Below are 16,916 nucleotides of genomic sequence, written 5' to 3'. Positions count from 1 at the left end.
ATCGTCTTCTCCGTTGGTTCAGTTCGCACCGATTGTGTCGGTCGCGATCGCATCCCGCCAGTCGGCCGTTCGGCAAATGGTGCAAGTCCGTACGCCTCGCTACAGTCGTCGCCTCACCCTGGTAGAGGACGACGGCGATGGGACAACACGCTCAACCCTTGAAAAATCCAATGCGACGCTCGGGCGGGTTCACGCTCGTCGAGCTGATGGTCGCGCTTTCGCTGGCGGCCGGGCTCGCGCTTTACGCGGCGCCCGCGTTCGACCAGTGGCGCATGCGTGAGCGCGTGGATGCACGCTCGCGTGCGTTGCTCGGCGCGCTGTCGTTCGCGCGTACCGAGGCGACGCGTCTCGGCACGCGTGTCACGCTGTGCCGCGCCAGGAACGACGGCACCTGCCTGCGTGCCGGCGAGCGGTGCGATGCGGCCGAATGGTCGTGCGACTGGATCGTCAGCGGGCAGGTCGACGGGCAGTCACGCGTCCTGCGACGCTATCCGCGCGATGCCGAAGTGGCCGTCGCGGGCGCCGCGCACGATCTGGCTTTTGCACCGCCGGCCGGTCAGGCCATCGGCGGAATCCGGCGTTTCGAATTGCGTCCGCGGCGCGGCGTGTCCGGCGCGGACGACGCACGCGCATCGCGTTGCGTGCGGATTGCGGCGGGCGGCCGGGCGCGGGTCGTCGCCGGCCGCTGCGGTTCGGCGTGATCGCGATGCGCAACGCGATGCGTGGCACGTCGCTGATCGAGGCGACGCTGGCGATCGCGCTGCTCGCGACCGTGATGCTGGCCGTGGCCGGCAGCCAGCTAGCGATGGCGCGCGCTCAGCGGGCGACGATCTGGCGCGAACGAGCGCTGTGGCTGGCCGATGCACGCATCGAGCGCTTGCACGCAGGTGCAGGGGCAGACGATGGCCTCGCGGCGCTGGCGGCCGTGTCGCTGCCCGGCGGCACGATGACGCTCGACTCCGGGCCGGGAGGCGTCCGCTACGCGGTCGTCGGCTGGCGCAGCGGCAAAGCGCCGGCGTCGCTGCGATGCGAAGCCGCAGGCGTGACGGCGCAGCCGCCCACGTGCGTCCGGATTCCGTTTCGGGAGGCTGATGCCGATGCACGCTGATCGCCGTATGCGCGCACACACGCTGCTCGAAGTGCTGATTGCGATGACCGTCGGTCTCCTCGTGCTCGCGGCGGCAGGCGCGCTCTATCACGCACAGCGCATTGCGCAACGGCGTGCGGAAGACGGATTCAGGATGCGCGATGCGGCAGGCACCGCGCTGATGCTGATCGGCCAGCAGATCCAGATGGCGGGGTTCCGGCCGCTCGATACGGACGGCGCGTCATCGTTGCCGCCCGTGTTCGGCTGTTCGATGGCGCGTGTGCGGGGCGAAGGTGCGCAGGTGCGGTGCGAGTCCGTGCGCACTGCGTCGGACGCGCTACTGGTCCGGTATGTTGGCGACACCGTGTCGACGTGGTCGACGGTGGGCGGCCAGGTGTCGGACTGTCTCGGGCAAGGTGTCGGCGCACCTGGCGAACGGCCGCAGGTGGAGAACCGCTTCGATGCGCATGTCAGTCCGTCGACGGGCGAGCCCGAGCTGTATTGCGAAGGGAGCGGCCGTCCGGGTACGCCGCAGCCTGTCGTGTCGGGCGTCGATCAATTGCGCGTGCGCTATTTGCGTCGCGGCGGCGCGCAGTTTGTCGACGCCGATGCGATGCGCGCCGATGACTGGCTCGATGTCGTGGCCGTGCATGTCTGCGTGCGGGCGCGCGGCGAGCTGATGCGCGAGCCGGCCAGCCACGTCGACTGCGACGGTCGTGCTGCCTTTGCCCGAGACGGCCGCGCACGTTTGACACTCGATCGCATCATCGCGTTGAGGAATGCTGCGCCCGGCTTCGACGCGACGTTGGCTGATGCAGTGCGCACGCGTGAGGCGTTGCGATGAGTGGAGCAGATCGGTACGCGTGGGCAATATCAATATCGCGATGCGTTGCAGCAGGCAACGCGCATGGGCCCGTCGCCGCAAGCGGCGACGAACCGCGGCAGGCTGCGTGCACGAGGGCCCTGGCGACGAACCCGCACGAATCGCGGATGCGCTTCCGGTCAGCGCGCCGAGCCTGGCGACGCGACGCGGGTCTCGCATTGCCGGCAGTCATCGCGGTCGGTGCGGCCATTGCAGCGCTGACAGGCGCGTGGTTCGAAGCCGCGCTGACGGAATCGCGTCGCACACGCGCGCTGTCCGATCGGCTGATCGCATTCCATGCAGCCGATGCCGCGCTGGCGGCGTGCACCGCGCGATTGCTCCGGGGCTCGGCACCCTATGTGAGCGAGCGCGAATCGCGCGTGGAGCCCGACACCTGGCGGCGCATGCCGCCGCTGGTGGCCGCCGAGGCATTCACACCGTTCGCCGGATGGCCGATGGCCACGCAGCCGCCGCGATGCCTGATCGAGGCGTGGCGCGGGGCAGCGCCGCCCGGTAGCCGCGCTTATCTCGTCACCGCGCGTGGCGTCGGTGCGCATGCATCGAGTGCGGTCTGGCTGCAGCACCAGGTTGCGATAGGCGACGAACGTGTCCTCGCGCTGCGCTGGCGTCGCGTTGCGGCAGCGCCTCAATGAACGGCCGTATCGCTGTATTCCGATCGACCGGATTCACGTTGATCGAGCTGATGATCGTGCTCGCGATCGTCGCGGTGCTGGCCGGATGGGGCATTCCGTCGTATCGCGAGCATGTCGCGCGTGTTCATCGCGCGTCGGCGGTTTCCGCGCTATATCGCGCGGCCCAGTATCTCGAAACGCAGGATGGTTCACCGCCTTCGGCATTGCCGGACGTGCTGGCTCAGGCACCGCCGGATGGGCGTGCCGTCTACCGCTTGACGTTGCGGCGGCCGGGTGGCGACGATTCGCCGGTGAGCTACGAACTGGATGCAAGCCCGCTCGACACGGGCCCGATGCACGACGATGCATGCGGTACCTTCACGCTGGATTCGGTCGGGACGAAAGGCAACGTGCGGCGCGATGGCGCCGACGAACCGGGCACGGCGTGCTGGGGTGTGCGTTGAGTACGCAGGAAAGGCGCGCAACGGCGCGGGGCCGTGCGCGCGGGATGTCGACGGTCAGTCGTCGTGCGAGTCGAGCCCGCGCTCGTTGCGGGACTGCTTCCAGATCCGGTAGACCTCCCACGCGGCGAAACCGAGCGTGCCCCACTTGAGCGCGGGGCCCGCGCTCGCGCGCAGCAGCGAGCGAACGGGTTTCGCCAGCACGAGCGACGCGAGCGAACTCAGCATCGGGTACTGGTTGACGAGATTGCCGAGGCTCGCGTTCAGGTTCCTGGCCGACTGGCCGAACTTGTTGGTGGAAAGGCCGGGGATGAAAACCTTGAGCCAGCTGAAGCGCGTGACGGCCTGGCGCATCTCGCCGGCGGCTTCCGCGAGTTCGAGCCGCTCGACTTCGGATCGCAGGATCAGCAATTCCTTGCGGAGCGCGCGATGCTGCGATGCGCTCCAGTTCGATCGCGACGAATGGGAGCGGGGTAAATTGCCCGTAACGTTCTGGCTCATGGCGCGTCGGCGAAGTAGGTGGGAGGCGTGAGCGCGATTGCGCTCACGGCTTGCCGCGGAACAGTTCGCGGTCTTTCTCGAGTTCGGCGAGCGTCGCCTCGAACACGGTCGGCGCATCGCGCAGGCCCGAACGTGCCTTCAACGCGCACACGATGCCGCCAGCGGCATACAGTGCTGTGATGGCCGCGAGCGACTGCCAGCGATAGGTATCCCAGAACGCGATCGCGACGAGCACGGTCAGGCTGATGAGCGCCATCGTGGCGAGCATCATCGCGGCGAGCCCGAGGAACAGCACGCCCATCAGGCGCTCCTTCTCCTCGGCAAGCTCGATGCCCACCAGTTCGAGGCGCGTCTGCAGAAGTCCGATCGCGGAGCCGACGAGGCGGCGCAGCGGTCCTTGGCCGGACGGCTGCGAGGTGGTGTCTGTCGTCATGGATGAGGTGCGTGCGCGTGCAGTGAGCAGCTAGGACAAAGCCGGCCGGCGGAAACCGCCGGCTGGCTTCGACGCCCGCGGGCCGCGCAACGCGGCCCGCGGGACGAAACGGCGCAGAGCGCGTTACTTGCGGTTGATCAGCAAGCCGATCAGCACGCCGACGCCGGCGGCCACGCCGATCGACGTCCACGGGTGCTCGTGCACATAGTCGTCGGTCGCACGTGCGGCCTTCTTGCCTTTCTCGACCACCACGACCTGGACGTCGGCTGCCTTTTCCTTGGCCTGCTTCAGGCGCGACATCGCCTTCTCGCGCAGTTCGGCCGCACGGTCGCCCGTGCTGCTCGCTGCTTGCTTGAGCAGGTCTTCGGCGTCCGAGAGAACGGTTTTGATATCCGACATCAGTTTCTCCTTGTTGATTTCCGACATTGCAACTCCCTTCGTGCTGTCATGCTGCAGGTTCACATCCTAGCGAAACCCCTGCCTGCTGGCGAGCCGGGAACACACGCGGCGGCAGTGCAAGACTGCATGGTAAACGACTTGTAATCATGAACAGAGCGGCAAACGAGGTGAAAAGTTTCCCGCGTGGCCGTCCGTCCCGCCCCGACGCCGGGTAAAAATGACAAAAAAGTATGAATATCAAACGGAATATTCGTTCGCACGACCCATTGCTTCCCGTAAGCTGGTGAACTTTCCCGCGCCGTCCAGCGCGCGGTTTCAACCAGCATCGTTCGAGGAGGGAACATCATGAGTCTGCGTCTTGGCGACATCGCACCGGATTTCGAGCAGGAATCGAGCCTGGGCACCATCAAGTTTCACGAGTGGCTCGGCAACGGCTGGGGCGTCCTGTTCTCCCATCCGGCCGACTACACGCCGGTGTGCACGACGGAACTGGGACTCACCTCGAAGCTGAAGGGCGAATTCGAGAAGCGCAACGTGAAGGTGATCGCGCTGTCGGTCGACGGTGTCGAATCGCACAAGGGCTGGATCAACGACATCAACGAAACGCAGTCGACGGTCGTCGGCTTCCCGATCATCGCCGATGCGGACCGCAAGGTTTCGCAGCTGTACGACATGATCCACCCGAACGCGAACGAAACGCTGACGGTGCGCTCGCTGTTCGTGATCGACCCGAACAAGAAAGTGCGGCTCACGATCACGTATCCGGCCAGCACGGGACGCAACTTCGACGAAGTGCTGCGCGTGATCGACTCGCTGCAGCTGACCGACAACTACAAGGTCGCGACGCCCGGCAACTGGAAGGATGGCGACGACGTCGTGATCGTGCCGTCGCTGCAGGATCCGGAGGAGCTGAAGAAGCGCTTCCCGAAGGGCTTCAACGCGGTGCGTCCGTATCTGCGCCTGACGCCGCAGCCGAACAAGTAAGCATCGGCGGCCCGGAACCGCGGTTCCGATGAACAACGGCCCGCCCGGCAGTGATGCCGGGCGGGCCGTTTGCTTGGCGGCGCACACGCGGCATCGCCGCCGCGTGCATCACATCCGGATGATCAGAAAAATGCCTGGATGCCCGTTTGCGCGCGGCCGAGGATCAGCGCGTGGATGTCGTGCGTGCCTTCGTACGTGTTGACCACTTCGAGGTTCACGAGATGGCGTGCGACGCCGAATTCGTCGGAGATGCCGTTGCCGCCGAGCATGTCGCGCGCGAGGCGGGCGATGTCGAGCGCCTTGCCGCACGAATTGCGCTTCATGATCGACGTGATCTCGACGGCCGCCGTGCCTTCGTCCTTCATCCGGCCGAGGCGCAGCACGCCTTGCAGGCCGAGCGTGATTTCGGTCTGCATGTCGGCGAGCTTCTTCTGGATCAGCTGGTTCGCGGCGAGCGGCCGGCCGAACTGCTGGCGGTCGAGCACGTACTGGCGCGCGGTGTGCCAGCAGGATTCGGCGGCGCCGAGCGCGCCCCACGCGATCCCGTAGCGTGCCGAGTTCAGGCACGTGAACGGGCCGCGCAGGCCGCTCACGTTCGGCATCAGGTTCTCTTCCGGTACGAACGCCTCGTCGAGGACGATCTCGCCGGTGATCGATGCGCGCAGCCCGACCTTGCCGTGGATCGCGGGCGCCGACAGGCCCTTCCAGCCCTTCTCGAGGATGAAGCCGCGGATCGCGTCCTTGCCGTTCTCTTCGAGCTTTGCCCACACGACGAACACGTCGGCGATCGGCGAGTTCGTGATCCACATCTTCGCGCCGGACAGCGAATAGCCGCCGGGCACCTTCTTCGCGCGCGTGACCATGCTGCCCGGATCGGAGCCGTGGTTCGGCTCGGTCAGGCCGAAGCAGCCGATCCATTCGCCGGTCGCGAGCTTCGGCAGGTATTTCTGCTTCTGCGCGTCCGAGCCGAATTCGTAGATCGGCACCATCACGAGCGACGACTGCACGGACATCATCGATCGGTAGCCCGAATCGACGCGCTCGACTTCGCGCGCGATCAGTCCGTAGCTGACGTAATTGAGGCCGGGGCCGCCGTATTCCTCGGGAATCGTCGGGCCGAGCAGGCCGATTTCGCCCATCTCGCGAAAGATGGCCGCGTCGGTGCGCTCGTGGCGGAACGCCTCGGTGACGCGCGGCGCGAGCTTGTCCTGTGCGTAAGCCTGCGCCGCATCGCGGATCATCCGCTCTTCTTCGGTCAGTTGCTGGTCGAGCAGCAGCGGATCGTCCCAATGAAAAGTTGCAGCGGTCATCGTTTCATCTCCTGTCGGGCAGAGTTGGCGCTTCAGCGCTTACTCTGGCCCCATGCTTTGCGGTTGATCCGGTCTTCCAGCCGGGCCCCATGCCAAAAGTTCGCTTGACTGTAGTTCCGCTGTGCGGAACAATGTTTTGCAAATCGAACCCAGTGTAGCACCAGATGACTCTTTCAACCATCGACGAAACCACGATCGACGAGCGCAAGTTCGTCGTCGCGCTCGCGCGCGGGCTCGACCTGCTGCGCGCATTCCGGCCCGGCGAGACGATGCTCGGCAACCGCGACTTCGCGGAACGCACGGGGCTGCCGAAGGCGACCGTGAACCGGCTCGCCTATACGCTGACCGTGCTCGGTTATCTGCGCTACGACGAGACGCTCGGAAAGTATGCGCTCGACGCCGGCGTGCTGTCGCTCGGCTACGCGCTGCTGTCGGGTTCGGGGACGATCGACCTTGCGCGGCCGCACATGCAGGCGCTCGCGCGCGAGATCGGCGCGGCCGTGTCGCTCGGCTGCCGCGACGGGCTCGACATGATCTATCTCGAGACGATCCGCAGCGAGACGGCGCTGACGCTCGGGCTCGCGCCCGGTTCGCGGCTGTCGATGCTGACGAGCTCGATGGGGCGTGCGTACCTGGCCGTGCAGCCTGAGGACGTGCGCCGCGCGCTCTATGCGGAACTGCACCGCGCGGCCGGCGGCGCGTCTGACGCCGATGCGCTCGTCACCGCCGCGCAGCAGGCTGTGGCCGAGTTTTCGGCGGGTGGTTGCTGTTATTCGTTCCGCGCGTGGCACATGGACGTGAACGCGGCGGCCGTGCCGTTTCGTGAGCCGCGCGAGGGACGCTGGCTGATCCTGAGCTGCAGCGGTCCCGCGTCGTCGATGGACGAGGTGGTGTTTCGCACGCAGATCGGGCCGAAGCTGAAAGCGCTCGCGCAACGGCTCGGGCAGACGGCCTGAGCGCGGCGCATGCGGCAATGGCCGCCGCCGCGCACTGCGTGACGCGGGTGCCTGCGGAGGCAGGCGAGAGCAGCGCCGTTGCCATCCATTGCAACCGGAACGAACGTCGCTCATCATCGTTCACCGGCTTCCTGACGACGAGGTTCGCGATGTCCCACCCGGAAACGATGGAAGGCGGTTGCGCATGCGGCGCGATTCGCTACCGGATTGCCGGCGTTCCGACCGACGCCGGTTTCTGCCATTGCCGGCTCTGCCAGCGCACGACCGGCGCGGCGGTCGTCGCATCGGCATCGGTGCCGATCGATGCATTCGAATACCTGCAGGGCGAGCCGACCGTCTACGCGTCGAGCGCGTGGGGCGAACGGCGTTTCTGCGGACGCTGCGGCGCGCAACTCGAATTCCGGCTGACCGACGCTCCGGAAACGGTCGAGATCAACTCGGCGACGCTCGACGAGCCGTCGCGGCTGCGTCCGGCCTGGCACGTCTGGTATGGCGATCGCTTCCCGGGCGTCGAGTTCGATGACGATCTGCCCAGGTACGACGACGGTGGAAGACCGTAGGCGTTCGTCAGCAGGGAAGACGTGCAAGTGCGTGGATGGCGCTCGTCTCCCGGGCGTCGCGGGCGGTGACGAACTGCCCGGGTACGACGATGGTGGAAGAGCCTCGAGCGTCGGCACTCGATAGCGAAGAAAGCGCGTGACGAGGGTTGCCGCACGTTCGGCAGGGAACCCTGTGCACGCCGGGCTGCGCTTCACGACGCCTGACCCGCTCCCCCAATTCCATCAGCGGCTGACCACCCGATCCCGCCATCCGGCGTGCCGCTTCGTGCACGCCGTCGATTCGATTCCTTCAGGCCGTCACGACCTTTGCAAACACGGGCCCTTGCATGAACCGCACGTCGTGCTGGCGCAGCAGCTCGCACTGCGTCTCGTCGACGACGCCGTCGAAGATCAACGGAATCCGCACGCGCTGCGCATAGGCGACGAGCGCCTTGACCATCCCGTCGCGCAACGCGATGCCCGCATCCATCTTGATGAAGTCGGGGCGCGCCATGTCCGATTCGACCGCGAGGATGCGGCCCGGATCGGGCAGCTTGTCGGCGACCTTGAAGCCGTGATGCTGATAGCTGCGCGTCAGGTAGCCGAGGAACGTCTTGTGTGCGACCGCGACCGCCGGCAACTCGATCACGATCCGCTCGGGCGGCAGCCCGAAGCGTTGCAGCACCGATGAGAAATGCTTGCCGTGGTCGTACTTCACGCTCTTCAGCAGCCGTTCGTGCACGCGCAGGAACAGCAGCCCGTGGCGCTGCGCGCCGAAAAAGTTGATCGCATGCAGTGCGCGCGACAGGCGGTCGATCGCGACCAGCGTCTGGTCGTCGATGGCCGAATCGACCGGATCGTGCGGTGCTCCCGTGACGACGGTGACGGCCTGGAAGCCGAGCTCGTCGCCGTAGCGCTCGATCGCGTCGGCGAACGACGTCGACTGCGGCGCGCCGGGCATCGTCACGTCGTAGATCGGTTCGTAGGCGCTGCCGAGCGTGCGCTCGGGCAGACTCGCGCTCGCGGTGCCGCCTTCGGCAAGCGCGAGGTGATCCCGCAGATACGGCAGTTGCCCGGCACGGGCGACCAGCTCGGGAATGGTGGGCGGAATCATCGGCGTAAGAAGGAAAAACGGCGGCCGAACGGGCCGCCTCGTATCTCGATATTAGCAGCGCGCGCCAAGCTCGGCTTGGCGTTTCGCTCATATGGTTATCCCGTCCGGGCACGCTTGCCTAGGGTTTACGTTGATTTCACTATTCGTAATTGGTTTTACTATTCGTAAATCCAAGATTTGTCGCCGATCAAGAAATGCGGCATGCGGGCGCCGCGAGACGGCGCCGTTCACGAATCAACAGGAAGCAAGGAGCGAGACGTGGCGGGTGACAGGACAGGCGGGCAGGCGCGCCGGCAGGAGACGAATGGAACGACGGGCGTGCCGGTGCACGCACGGCAGGGTTGAGGAGCGGATGGCGACCATGAGCATCGATTACCAGACGCTGAAGTTCGAGTACCGCGCTCGCGCGCATGACGCGGCCGTCCACCCGGTGATCGTCGTCGGCGCCGGCCCGGTGGGCCTTGCGGCCGCGATCGACCTCGCGCAGCAGGGCGTGCCCGTCGTGCTGCTCGACGACGACGACACGCTGTCGACCGGTTCGCGCGCGATCTGTTTCGCGAAACGCACGCTCGAGATCTTCGACCGGCTCGGCTGCGGCGAACGCTTCGTCGACAAGGGCGTGAGCTGGCACGTCGGCAAGGTGTTCCTGCAGGGCGAGCAGTTGTATGCGTTCGACCTGCTGCCGGAGGAAGGGCATGCGCGCCCCGCGTTCATCAACCTGCAGCAGTACTACGTCGAAGGCTACCTGGCCGACCGCGCATTCGAACTGCCGAACATCGACATCCGCTGGAAGCACAAGGTGACGGGCATCGAGCAGTCGGCCGAACACGCGGTGCTGACGATCGAGACACCGGACGGCATCGCGACGCTGCACGCGCGGTACGTGATCGCGGCCGACGGTTCGCGCAGCCCGATGCGCACGATGATGGGCCTCGAAAGCCACGGCCGCACGTTCAAGGACCGCTTCCTGATCGCCGACGTCAAGATGAAGGCGGAGTTTCCGACCGAGCGCTGGTTCTGGTTCGATCCGCCGTTCCACCGCAATCAGTCGGTGCTGCTGCATCGTCAGCCCGATAACGTGTGGCGCATCGACTTCCAGCTCGGCTGGGACGCCGATCCCGTCGCCGAGAAGCAGCCGGAGCGCGTGATCCCGCGCGTGCGCGCGTTGCTCGGGCCGGATGTCGAGTTCGAACTCGAATGGGTGAGCGTCTATACGTTCCGCTGCCAGCGAATGGACACGTTCCGCCACGGCCGCGTGCTGTTCGCGGGCGACTCCGCGCACGGCGTGTCGCCGTTCGGCGCGCGCGGCGCGAACAGCGGCGTGCAGGATGCGGACAACCTCGCATGGAAGCTGAAGCTCGTGCTCGACGGCCGTTCGGCCGACAGCCTGCTCGACACGTATGCGAGCGAGCGCGAGTTCGCGGCCGACGAGAACATCCGCAACTCGACGCGCTCGACCGACTTCATCACGCCGAAGAGCGCGGTGTCGCGCGTGTTCCGCGACGCGACGCTGAAGCTTGCGCGCGACTGCGAGTTCGCGCGCAAGCTCGTGAACAGCGGCCGCCTGTCGGTGCCGGCGGTGCTGGCCGATTCGCCGTTGAACACGCCCGATCGCAGCGGCGACGCATTTGCTTGCGCGATGCGGCCGGGCGCGGCGGCGGCCGATGCGCCGGTACGCGTACAGGGTGCGTCGGGCTGGTTGCTGCAGCGTCTGCGCGACGGCTTCACCGGCGTGCTGTTCGGGTTGCCGGGCGATGCGGCCGCGCTGGCCAGGGCCGTCGACGGCCTCGCGCTGCCGGTGCGGCCCGTGCTCGTCGTGCCGGCTGGGCACGCGCAGCCGGTGGCCGGCGTCGACGTCGTGGAGGACGTCGACGGATTGGCCGCGCAACGCTACGACGCGCAGCCGGGCACGTTCTACCTGCTGCGTCCCGATCAGCATGTCTGCGCACGCACGCGCACGCTCGACCGTCAGGCGATCGCCGACGCACTGGCGCGCGCGACCTGCGCACGCTGAATACGATAAAGACACCGGAGACCCGTCATGCCCTCACTCGACACCCGCCCGCGCCTGGCTGACCCCGACGCGTTCTACGAAGCGCTGATCGACATGCATCGCGACCTGTCCGACAGCGACAGTCAGCTCGTCAACGCGAAGCTGATCCTGCTGCTCGCGAACCAGATCGGCGATGCCGACGTGCTGCGTGAAGCGATGGCGCTCGCGCGCCAGGGCGTGACGCCGCCCGTGCATCCGGCCGCCGAGGTGGCGCAATGAGCGCGGCGCCGGCCGACGCACGCGTGCTCGAAGTCGAGCGCGTGATCGACGAGACCCACCGCCCGGGCTTTCACTGGATGCTGCTCGTGTTGTGCGGGCTGTGCCTCGTGATCGACGGTTTCGATGCGCAGGCGATGGGCTACGTGGCGCCCAGCGTGATCGCCGAATGGGGCGTGCCGAAGCAGGCGCTCGGCCCGGTGTTCAGCGCGAGCCTGTTCGGGATGCTGCTCGGCGCGCTCGGGCTGTCGGTGCTGGCCGACCGGATCGGGCGGCGCCCGGTGCTGATCGGCTCGACGCTGTTCTTCGCGGTGACGATGCTCGCGACGCCGTTCGCGGGTTCGATTCCCGTGCTGATGGCGCTGCGCTTCGTCACGGGCCTCGGCCTCGGCTGCATCATGCCGAATGCGATGGCGCTGGTCGGCGAGTTCAGCCCGGCCGCGCATCGCGTGAAGCGGATGATGATGGTGTCGTGCGGCTTCACGCTCGGTGCGGCGATCGGCGGCTTCATCAGCGCCGCGCTGATTCCGGCATTCGGCTGGCGCTCGGTGTTCTTCGTCGGCGGTGCGGTGCCGCTCGTGCTGACGATCGCGATGGTCGCGCGGCTGCCCGAGTCGCTGCAATTCCTGGTGCTGAAAGGGCGCGTCGCGCAGGCACGCGACTGGCTCGCGCAATTCGCACCGCAAGCCGGAATCGACGCGAACACGCGCATCGTCGTGCGCGAGCGTGCGGCGAGCGGTGCGCCGGTCGCCGAACTGTTCAGCCACGGCCGCCTGCCGGTCACGCTGCTGCTGTGGGCGATCAGCTTCATGAACCTGATCGATCTGTATTTCCTGTCGAACTGGCTGCCGACCGTGATGCGCGACGCCGGCTATTCGCCGGGCACCGCGGTGATCGTCGGCACGGTGCTGCAGACGGGCGGCGTGGTCGGCACGCTGTCGCTCGGCTGGTTCATCGAACGTTACGGCTTCGTGCGCGTGCTGTTCGTGTGCTTCGCGTGCGCGGCCGTGTCGGTGGGGCTGATCGGCTCGGTCGCGCATGCGCTGCCGTGGCTGCTGGTCGTCGTGTTCGCGGGTGGATTCTGCGTGGTCGGCGGGCAGCCGGCCGTGAACGCGCTCGCGGGCCAGTATTACCCGACGTCGCTGCGCTCGACGGGCATCGGCTGGAGCCTCGGCATCGGCCGGATCGGCTCGGTGCTCGGGCCGCTCGTCGGCGGACAACTGATTGCGCTCAACTGGTCGAACGGCGCGCTGTTCCACGCGGCCGCGGTGCCCGTGCTGTGCTCGGCGCTGTTCGTCCTCGGGCTGGCCGGTGTGACGCGGCGCAACGGCGCGCAGGCGCCTAACGCCGCCCTGAATTGATGGAGAAAGGAAACGATGACGCTTGACCTGTCGAAACCGGCGACCGCCGGCTACCTGAGCGGTTTCGCGAACGAATTCGCGACCGAGGCATTGCCCGGCGCGCTACCGCACGGCCGCAACTCGCCGCAGCGCGCGCCGTACGGACTGTATGCGGAGCAACTGTCGGGCACCGCGTTTACCGCGCCGCGCGGCCACAACCGCCGCTCGTGGCTGTATCGCATCCGCCCGGCCGCCGTGCACCGGCCGTTCGAGCCGTACGCGGGCCCGCAACGGCTCGTGTCGGAATTCGGCGATTCGGCCGATGTGCCGCCGACGCCGCCGAACCAGCTGCGTTGGGATCCGCTGCCGATGCCGGTCGAACCGACCGATTTCGTCGACGGGCTCGTGACGATGGCCGGCAACGGCTCGGCCGCCGCGATGAACGGTTGTGCGATCCACCTGTACGCGGCGAACCGCTCGATGCAGGACCGTTTCTTCTACAGCGCGGACGGCGAACTGCTGATCGTGCCGCAACAGGGGCGGCTGTTCATCGCGACCGAATTCGGCCGCGTCGACGTCGAGCCGTTCGAGATCGCGGTGATCCCGCGCGGCGTGCGTTTTTCCGTCACGCTGCCGGACGGCGATGCACGCGGCTACATCTGCGAAAACTTCGGCGCGCAACTGCGCCTGCCGGACCTCGGCCCGATCGGCTCGAACGGCCTTGCGAATCCGCGCGATTTCCTGACGCCGCAGGCCGCTTATGAAGACCGCGAAGGCGCGTTCGAGCTGATCGCGAAGCTGAACGGCCGCCTGTGGCGCGCGGACATCGGCCATTCGCCGCTCGACGTCGTTGCCTGGCACGGCAACTATGCGCCGTACAAATACGACCTGCGCCTGTTCAACACGATCGGCTCGATCAGCTTCGACCATCCCGATCCGTCGATCTTCCTCGTGCTGCAGTCGCAGAGCGACACGCCGGGCGTCGACACGATCGACTTCGTGATCTTCCCGCCGCGCTGGCTCGCGGCCGAGGATACGTTCCGCCCGCCGTGGTTCCACCGCAACGTCGCGAGCGAATTCATGGGGCTCGTGCACGGCGCGTACGACGCGAAGGCCGAAGGCTTCGTGCCGGGCGGCGCGAGCCTGCACAACTGCATGTCGGGCCACGGGCCCGACGCGGACACGTTCGAGAAGGCGTCCGCGAGCGACACGACAAAGCCGCACAAGGTCGACGCGACGATGGCATTCATGTTCGAAACCCGCACGCTGATCCGGCCGACGCGCTATGCGCTCGACACCGCGCAGCTGCAGGCCGACTACTTCGAATGCTGGCAAGGCATCAAGAAACACTTCAATCCGGAGCAACGATGAGCGATACCCAAGACTGGCGCGCGACGCTCGACCCGGCTCGCAAGAGCTGGATCGACACCGCGAACGATCCCGCCTGCGATTTCCCGATCCAGAACCTGCCGTTCGGGATCTTCAGCGATGCGAAGCAGGTGGCGCACCGCGCCGGCGTCGCGCTCGGCGACCAGATCGTCGATCTCGCCGCACTTGCGCGTGCGGGCCTCGTGACGCTGCCGGCCGGCGCCGACGTGTTCGCCGCGCCGACGCTCAACGCGTTCATCGCGCTTGGCCGCGACGCATGGCGCCGCGTGCGCGTGCAGCTGTCCGACCTGTTCTCGCGCGACAACGCGACGCTGCGTGACGATGCGGCGCTGCGCGCACAGGTGCTCGTCGCGCAGCGCGACGCGACGCTGCATCTGCCGGTCGAGATTCCCGGCTACACCGATTTCTACTCGTCGAAGGAACATGCAACCAACGTCGGTTCGATGTTCCGTGATCCGAAGAATGCGCTGTTGCCGAACTGGCTGGAGATGCCGATCGGTTACAACGGCCGTGCGTCGTCGGTGGTCGTGAGCGGCACGCCGGTGCGGCGCCCGAACGGGCAACTGAAGCTGCCCGACCAGGAGCGCCCGGTGTTCGGTGCCTGCCGCAAGCTCGACATCGAACTGGAGACAGGCTTCATCGTCGGGCAGGGCAATGCGCTCGGCGAGCCGATCGCGTGCGAGGACGCGGAAGCACATATCTTCGGGATGGTGCTGCTGAACGACTGGAGCGCGCGCGACATCCAGCAGTGGGAATACGTGCCGCTCGGCCCGTTCAACGCGAAGACTTTCGCGACGACGATCTCGCCCTGGATCGTCACGCTCGATGCGCTCGAACCGTTCCGCACCGCGCAGCCGGAGCAATCGCCGCAGCCGCTCGCGTATCTGCAGCACGCGGGCAAGCACGCGTTCGACATCGCGCTCGAAGTGACGCTGCGTGCCGAAGGCGCGGCCGAAGCGACGTCGATCTGCCGTACGAACTACAAGCACATGTACTGGACGATGGCGCAGCAGCTCGCGCATCACACGGTCGCGGGCTGCAACACGCGCGTGGGCGACCTGATGGGTTCGGGCACGATCAGCGGGCCGACCAAGGATTCGTTCGGCAGCCTGCTCGAACTGACGTGGAACGGCAAGGAGCCGCTCGCGCTGAACGGCGGCGGCAGCCGTGCGTTCATCGAGGACGGTGACGAGCTCACGCTCGCCGGGTGGTGCCAGGGCGACGGCTATCGCGTCGGCTTCGGCACATGTGCGGGGACGATCCTGCCGGCGCGGAATGCGTGACGAATCGTAGCGCGACACGTAGCAGGTAGTCCGGAAGGACAGGGCGGCCCGCATTGCGCGGGCCGTTTTCGTTTTTGCTGGCGGGGGCGGCGGCGCATGTGCGTCGATGTGTGATGCTGCGTACGAGCGTTCATGCTTGCGTCCGCGACAGCGCCGATATCAGACTGCGCGTTGCAACGCGGTGCGGCGTTCCCATAGCGCGGCCGCAACGAACGCGGCGACGCAGACGACCAGCACGCCGACCAGCGCATTGCTGCCCAGTTGCTCCATCAACGCACCGGCCACCAGCGGGCCGCCGAAGCTCGCGGCGCTCCACGATGCCGACACGAGCGAGCTCGCGGTGACGAGCGCCGCGCCGCGGAAGCGTTCGCCGCATGCGACCAGCGACAACGTGTAGATGCTGCCGGCCGCCGCGCCGAGCACGAACAGCAGCGGCCAGCACAGCCATGGATTCGCGATGACGAACGGCAGCAGCGGCAGGCCGGCCAGCACGATCCAGCCGGCGCCGAGGTGCACGCGTTCGCGGCCGAGCTTGTCCGCGAGCCAGCCGATCGGGAACTGCATCGCGGTATCGCCGAACAGCATGATCGACGCGAGCAGCACGGCGGTCGCGCTCGCGACGCCGTGATCCATCGCGTAGAGCGGCAGCAGCGACAGCGCGAGCGTATCGAACAGCGCGAAGAAGCCGGTGCCGATGATCAGCGCGGGCATCCGCGGCAGGATATCGAGCCAGCGGCCGTGCGCTTCGTGATGCGCGTCGTCGCCGGCGAGCGGCGCGCGCCGGATCGTCGCGAGCGTCGGCAGCGCGAGCAGGAACAGCGCGCCGCACAGCGCGAAGCGGATGCTCGTCGCGCCGGCGATCTGGCTCACGAGGACGGGGCCCGCCATCTGGAACAGCGTGAAATTGGTTGCGTAGATCGCAACGACGCGGCCGCGCGTCGAATCGTCGGCGAGCTGGTTGACCCACGCTTCGCCGATCGTGAACAGCAGCATCAGCGCGGCGCCGCACAGCACGCGCAGCACGCCCCACAGGATCAGGTTCGACGTGAACTGCATCAGCGCGGTGGCGGCGGCGAGCAGCACCACCGACACGACGATCGCGCGGCGTGAGCCGATATGCCGCGCGAGCGCGGTGACGAACGGGACGATCGCGAGGCCGCCGAGGGCCTGCGCGGCCGTCAGCATGCCGACGACGTTGGTGCCGTGCCCGGCTTCAGTCAGCGCGAGTGCGGTGAGCGGCAGCGTGGCGCCGGTCCCGAGGCCGACGACCGCGACGCTCAGGATCAGCGCGAGGAAATCGCGATTCAGAATGGCTTTCATCGGCCGGGATGCTACACCGCGGACCTTGAAAGGTCCA

At 67.3% G+C, this 16,916-nt stretch carries 19 protein-coding genes; 13 read left to right on the top strand and 6 right to left on the bottom strand.

Annotated elements, in window-relative coordinates:
* The first annotated feature begins 170 nt into the window (after nucleotides 1-170).
* The 5 genes from U5809_RS09540 to U5809_RS09520 all read left to right on the top strand — a co-directional run bounded on the left by U5809_RS09540 (nucleotide 171) and on the right by U5809_RS09520 (nucleotide 3,045).
* Nucleotides 171-701, top strand: coding sequence for a GspH/FimT family pseudopilin (locus U5809_RS09540; RefSeq protein WP_282506796.1), 531 nt, complete (start codon nucleotides 171-173; stop codon nucleotides 699-701).
* A gap of 5 nt (nucleotides 702-706) precedes the next feature.
* Entirely contained in the window at nucleotides 707-1,108 is a 402-nt protein-coding gene (locus tag U5809_RS09535; protein WP_322086285.1) for a hypothetical protein, read from the top strand.
* Nucleotides 1,092-1,931: a PilW family protein gene (locus U5809_RS09530; RefSeq protein ID WP_322086284.1), complete on the top strand. Its 840-nt coding sequence runs from the start codon at nucleotides 1,092-1,094 to the stop codon at nucleotides 1,929-1,931. The genes U5809_RS09535 and U5809_RS09530 overlap by 17 nt, the downstream gene beginning before the upstream one ends.
* A 146-nt stretch (nucleotides 1,932-2,077) precedes the next feature.
* Nucleotides 2,078-2,602 (top strand): hypothetical protein, encoded by a 525-nt coding sequence (locus U5809_RS09525; RefSeq protein ID WP_322086283.1) that lies wholly within the window; start codon nucleotides 2,078-2,080, stop codon nucleotides 2,600-2,602.
* The gene (locus U5809_RS09520; RefSeq protein ID WP_322086282.1) at nucleotides 2,599-3,045 is read left to right on the top strand and encodes a type IV pilin protein; all 447 of its coding nucleotides are present in this window, start codon (nucleotides 2,599-2,601) and stop codon (nucleotides 3,043-3,045) included. Before U5809_RS09525 ends, U5809_RS09520 begins: the two co-directional genes overlap by 4 nt.
* A 54-nt stretch (nucleotides 3,046-3,099) precedes the next feature.
* On the opposite strand, the gene U5809_RS09515 is transcribed toward U5809_RS09520, so the two are convergent.
* The 3 genes from U5809_RS09515 to U5809_RS09505 form a co-directional block, all read right to left on the bottom strand.
* Nucleotides 3,100-3,543, bottom strand: coding sequence for a DUF3318 domain-containing protein (locus U5809_RS09515; protein ID WP_322086281.1), 444 nt, complete (start codon nucleotides 3,541-3,543; stop codon nucleotides 3,100-3,102).
* A gap of 43 nt (nucleotides 3,544-3,586) precedes the next feature.
* Nucleotides 3,587-3,976, bottom strand: coding sequence for a phage holin family protein (locus U5809_RS09510; RefSeq protein ID WP_166956982.1), 390 nt, complete (start codon nucleotides 3,974-3,976; stop codon nucleotides 3,587-3,589).
* 123 nt (nucleotides 3,977-4,099) lie between these two features.
* Complete coding sequence (locus U5809_RS09505) at nucleotides 4,100-4,402, bottom strand: DUF883 family protein (RefSeq protein WP_006494044.1); 303 nt, start codon at nucleotides 4,400-4,402, stop codon at nucleotides 4,100-4,102.
* Between the two features lie 318 nt (nucleotides 4,403-4,720).
* Between U5809_RS09505 and U5809_RS09500 the strand changes: the two genes are divergently transcribed.
* Nucleotides 4,721-5,359 (top strand): peroxiredoxin, encoded by a 639-nt coding sequence (locus U5809_RS09500; RefSeq protein WP_282506802.1) that lies wholly within the window; start codon nucleotides 4,721-4,723, stop codon nucleotides 5,357-5,359.
* Between the two features lie 122 nt (nucleotides 5,360-5,481).
* On the opposite strand, the gene U5809_RS09495 is transcribed toward U5809_RS09500, so the two are convergent.
* Nucleotides 5,482-6,669, bottom strand: coding sequence for an acyl-CoA dehydrogenase (locus U5809_RS09495; RefSeq protein ID WP_282506803.1), 1,188 nt, complete (start codon nucleotides 6,667-6,669; stop codon nucleotides 5,482-5,484).
* A 164-nt stretch (nucleotides 6,670-6,833) separates the two neighbouring features.
* Between U5809_RS09495 and U5809_RS09490 the strand changes: the two genes are divergently transcribed.
* Nucleotides 6,834-7,625: an IclR family transcriptional regulator gene (locus U5809_RS09490; protein WP_322086280.1), complete on the top strand. Its 792-nt coding sequence runs from the start codon at nucleotides 6,834-6,836 to the stop codon at nucleotides 7,623-7,625.
* A 149-nt stretch (nucleotides 7,626-7,774) separates the two neighbouring features.
* Complete coding sequence (locus tag U5809_RS09485) at nucleotides 7,775-8,185, top strand: GFA family protein (protein ID WP_322086279.1); 411 nt, start codon at nucleotides 7,775-7,777, stop codon at nucleotides 8,183-8,185.
* A 289-nt stretch (nucleotides 8,186-8,474) separates the two neighbouring features.
* Here U5809_RS09485 and U5809_RS09480 read toward each other — a convergent pair whose 3' ends face one another.
* Nucleotides 8,475-9,278, bottom strand: a complete 804-nt coding sequence (locus tag U5809_RS09480) for an EAL domain-containing protein (protein WP_322086278.1) — start codon at nucleotides 9,276-9,278, stop codon at nucleotides 8,475-8,477.
* Between the two features lie 352 nt (nucleotides 9,279-9,630).
* Between U5809_RS09480 and U5809_RS09475 the strand changes: the two genes are divergently transcribed.
* Genes U5809_RS09475 through fahA form a run of 5 tightly spaced genes read left to right on the top strand, consistent with a single transcriptional unit; the run spans nucleotide 9,631 to nucleotide 15,559 of the window.
* Nucleotides 9,631-11,292 carry an FAD-dependent oxidoreductase gene (locus U5809_RS09475; protein WP_322086277.1) on the top strand — a complete coding sequence of 554 codons (1,662 nt, stop codon included), beginning with the start codon at nucleotides 9,631-9,633 and terminating at the stop codon, nucleotides 11,290-11,292.
* Nucleotides 11,293-11,319: 27 nt separating this feature from the next.
* The gene (locus U5809_RS09470; protein ID WP_175901838.1) at nucleotides 11,320-11,550 is read left to right on the top strand and encodes a DUF2783 domain-containing protein; all 231 of its coding nucleotides are present in this window, start codon (nucleotides 11,320-11,322) and stop codon (nucleotides 11,548-11,550) included.
* A complete protein-coding gene (locus U5809_RS09465) occupies nucleotides 11,547-12,908 on the top strand; it encodes an MFS transporter (protein ID WP_322086276.1) in 1,362 nt (453 codons plus the stop codon). Before U5809_RS09470 ends, U5809_RS09465 begins: the two co-directional genes overlap by 4 nt.
* A 15-nt stretch (nucleotides 12,909-12,923) precedes the next feature.
* Nucleotides 12,924-14,258, top strand: a complete 1,335-nt coding sequence (gene hmgA / locus U5809_RS09460) for a homogentisate 1,2-dioxygenase (protein WP_322086275.1) — start codon at nucleotides 12,924-12,926, stop codon at nucleotides 14,256-14,258.
* Nucleotides 14,255-15,559, top strand: coding sequence for a fumarylacetoacetase (gene fahA, locus U5809_RS09455; protein ID WP_322086274.1), 1,305 nt, complete (start codon nucleotides 14,255-14,257; stop codon nucleotides 15,557-15,559). The genes hmgA and fahA overlap by 4 nt, the downstream gene beginning before the upstream one ends.
* Before the next feature lie 159 nt (nucleotides 15,560-15,718).
* On the opposite strand, the gene U5809_RS09450 is transcribed toward fahA, so the two are convergent.
* Complete coding sequence (locus tag U5809_RS09450; protein ID WP_282506812.1) at nucleotides 15,719-16,879, bottom strand: MFS transporter; 1,161 nt, start codon at nucleotides 16,877-16,879, stop codon at nucleotides 15,719-15,721.
* Nucleotides 16,880-16,916 lie beyond the last annotated feature (37 nt).

It is taken from the genome of Burkholderia sp. BCC1999 (assembly GCF_905339975.1).
Classification (GTDB): Bacteria; Pseudomonadota; Gammaproteobacteria; order Burkholderiales; family Burkholderiaceae; genus Burkholderia.
This window is presented reverse-complemented; position numbering and strand designations above follow the sequence as displayed.

Bases quoted from the DNA above. Each gene is read 5' to 3' on its own strand.
- fahA (WP_322086274.1), top strand. From the start codon at position 14,255: ATGAGCGATACCCAAGACTGGCGCGCGACGCTCGACCCGGCTCGCAAG.
- U5809_RS09490 (WP_322086280.1), top strand. From the start codon at position 6,834: ATGACTCTTTCAACCATCGACGAAACCACGATCGACGAGCGCAAGTTC.
- hmgA (WP_322086275.1), top strand. From the start codon at position 12,924: ATGACGCTTGACCTGTCGAAACCGGCGACCGCCGGCTACCTGAGCGGT.
- U5809_RS09525 (WP_322086283.1), top strand. From the start codon at position 2,078: ATGCGCTTCCGGTCAGCGCGCCGAGCCTGGCGACGCGACGCGGGTCTC.
- U5809_RS09520 (WP_322086282.1), top strand. From the start codon at position 2,599: ATGAACGGCCGTATCGCTGTATTCCGATCGACCGGATTCACGTTGATC.
- U5809_RS09530 (WP_322086284.1), top strand. From the start codon at position 1,092: ATGCCGATGCACGCTGATCGCCGTATGCGCGCACACACGCTGCTCGAA.
- U5809_RS09485 (WP_322086279.1), top strand. From the start codon at position 7,775: ATGTCCCACCCGGAAACGATGGAAGGCGGTTGCGCATGCGGCGCGATT.
- U5809_RS09515 (WP_322086281.1), bottom strand. From the start codon at position 3,543: ATGAGCCAGAACGTTACGGGCAATTTACCCCGCTCCCATTCGTCGCGA.
- U5809_RS09470 (WP_175901838.1), top strand. From the start codon at position 11,320: ATGCCCTCACTCGACACCCGCCCGCGCCTGGCTGACCCCGACGCGTTC.
- U5809_RS09465 (WP_322086276.1), top strand. From the start codon at position 11,547: ATGAGCGCGGCGCCGGCCGACGCACGCGTGCTCGAAGTCGAGCGCGTG.
- U5809_RS09475 (WP_322086277.1), top strand. From the start codon at position 9,631: ATGGCGACCATGAGCATCGATTACCAGACGCTGAAGTTCGAGTACCGC.
- U5809_RS09540 (WP_282506796.1), top strand. From the start codon at position 171: ATGCGACGCTCGGGCGGGTTCACGCTCGTCGAGCTGATGGTCGCGCTT.
- U5809_RS09535 (WP_322086285.1), top strand. From the start codon at position 707: ATGCGCAACGCGATGCGTGGCACGTCGCTGATCGAGGCGACGCTGGCG.
- U5809_RS09510 (WP_166956982.1), bottom strand. From the start codon at position 3,976: ATGACGACAGACACCACCTCGCAGCCGTCCGGCCAAGGACCGCTGCGC.
- U5809_RS09500 (WP_282506802.1), top strand. From the start codon at position 4,721: ATGAGTCTGCGTCTTGGCGACATCGCACCGGATTTCGAGCAGGAATCG.
- U5809_RS09505 (WP_006494044.1), bottom strand. From the start codon at position 4,402: ATGTCGGAAATCAACAAGGAGAAACTGATGTCGGATATCAAAACCGTT.
- U5809_RS09480 (WP_322086278.1), bottom strand. From the start codon at position 9,278: ATGATTCCGCCCACCATTCCCGAGCTGGTCGCCCGTGCCGGGCAACTG.
- U5809_RS09450 (WP_282506812.1), bottom strand. From the start codon at position 16,879: ATGAAAGCCATTCTGAATCGCGATTTCCTCGCGCTGATCCTGAGCGTC.
- U5809_RS09495 (WP_282506803.1), bottom strand. From the start codon at position 6,669: ATGACCGCTGCAACTTTTCATTGGGACGATCCGCTGCTGCTCGACCAG.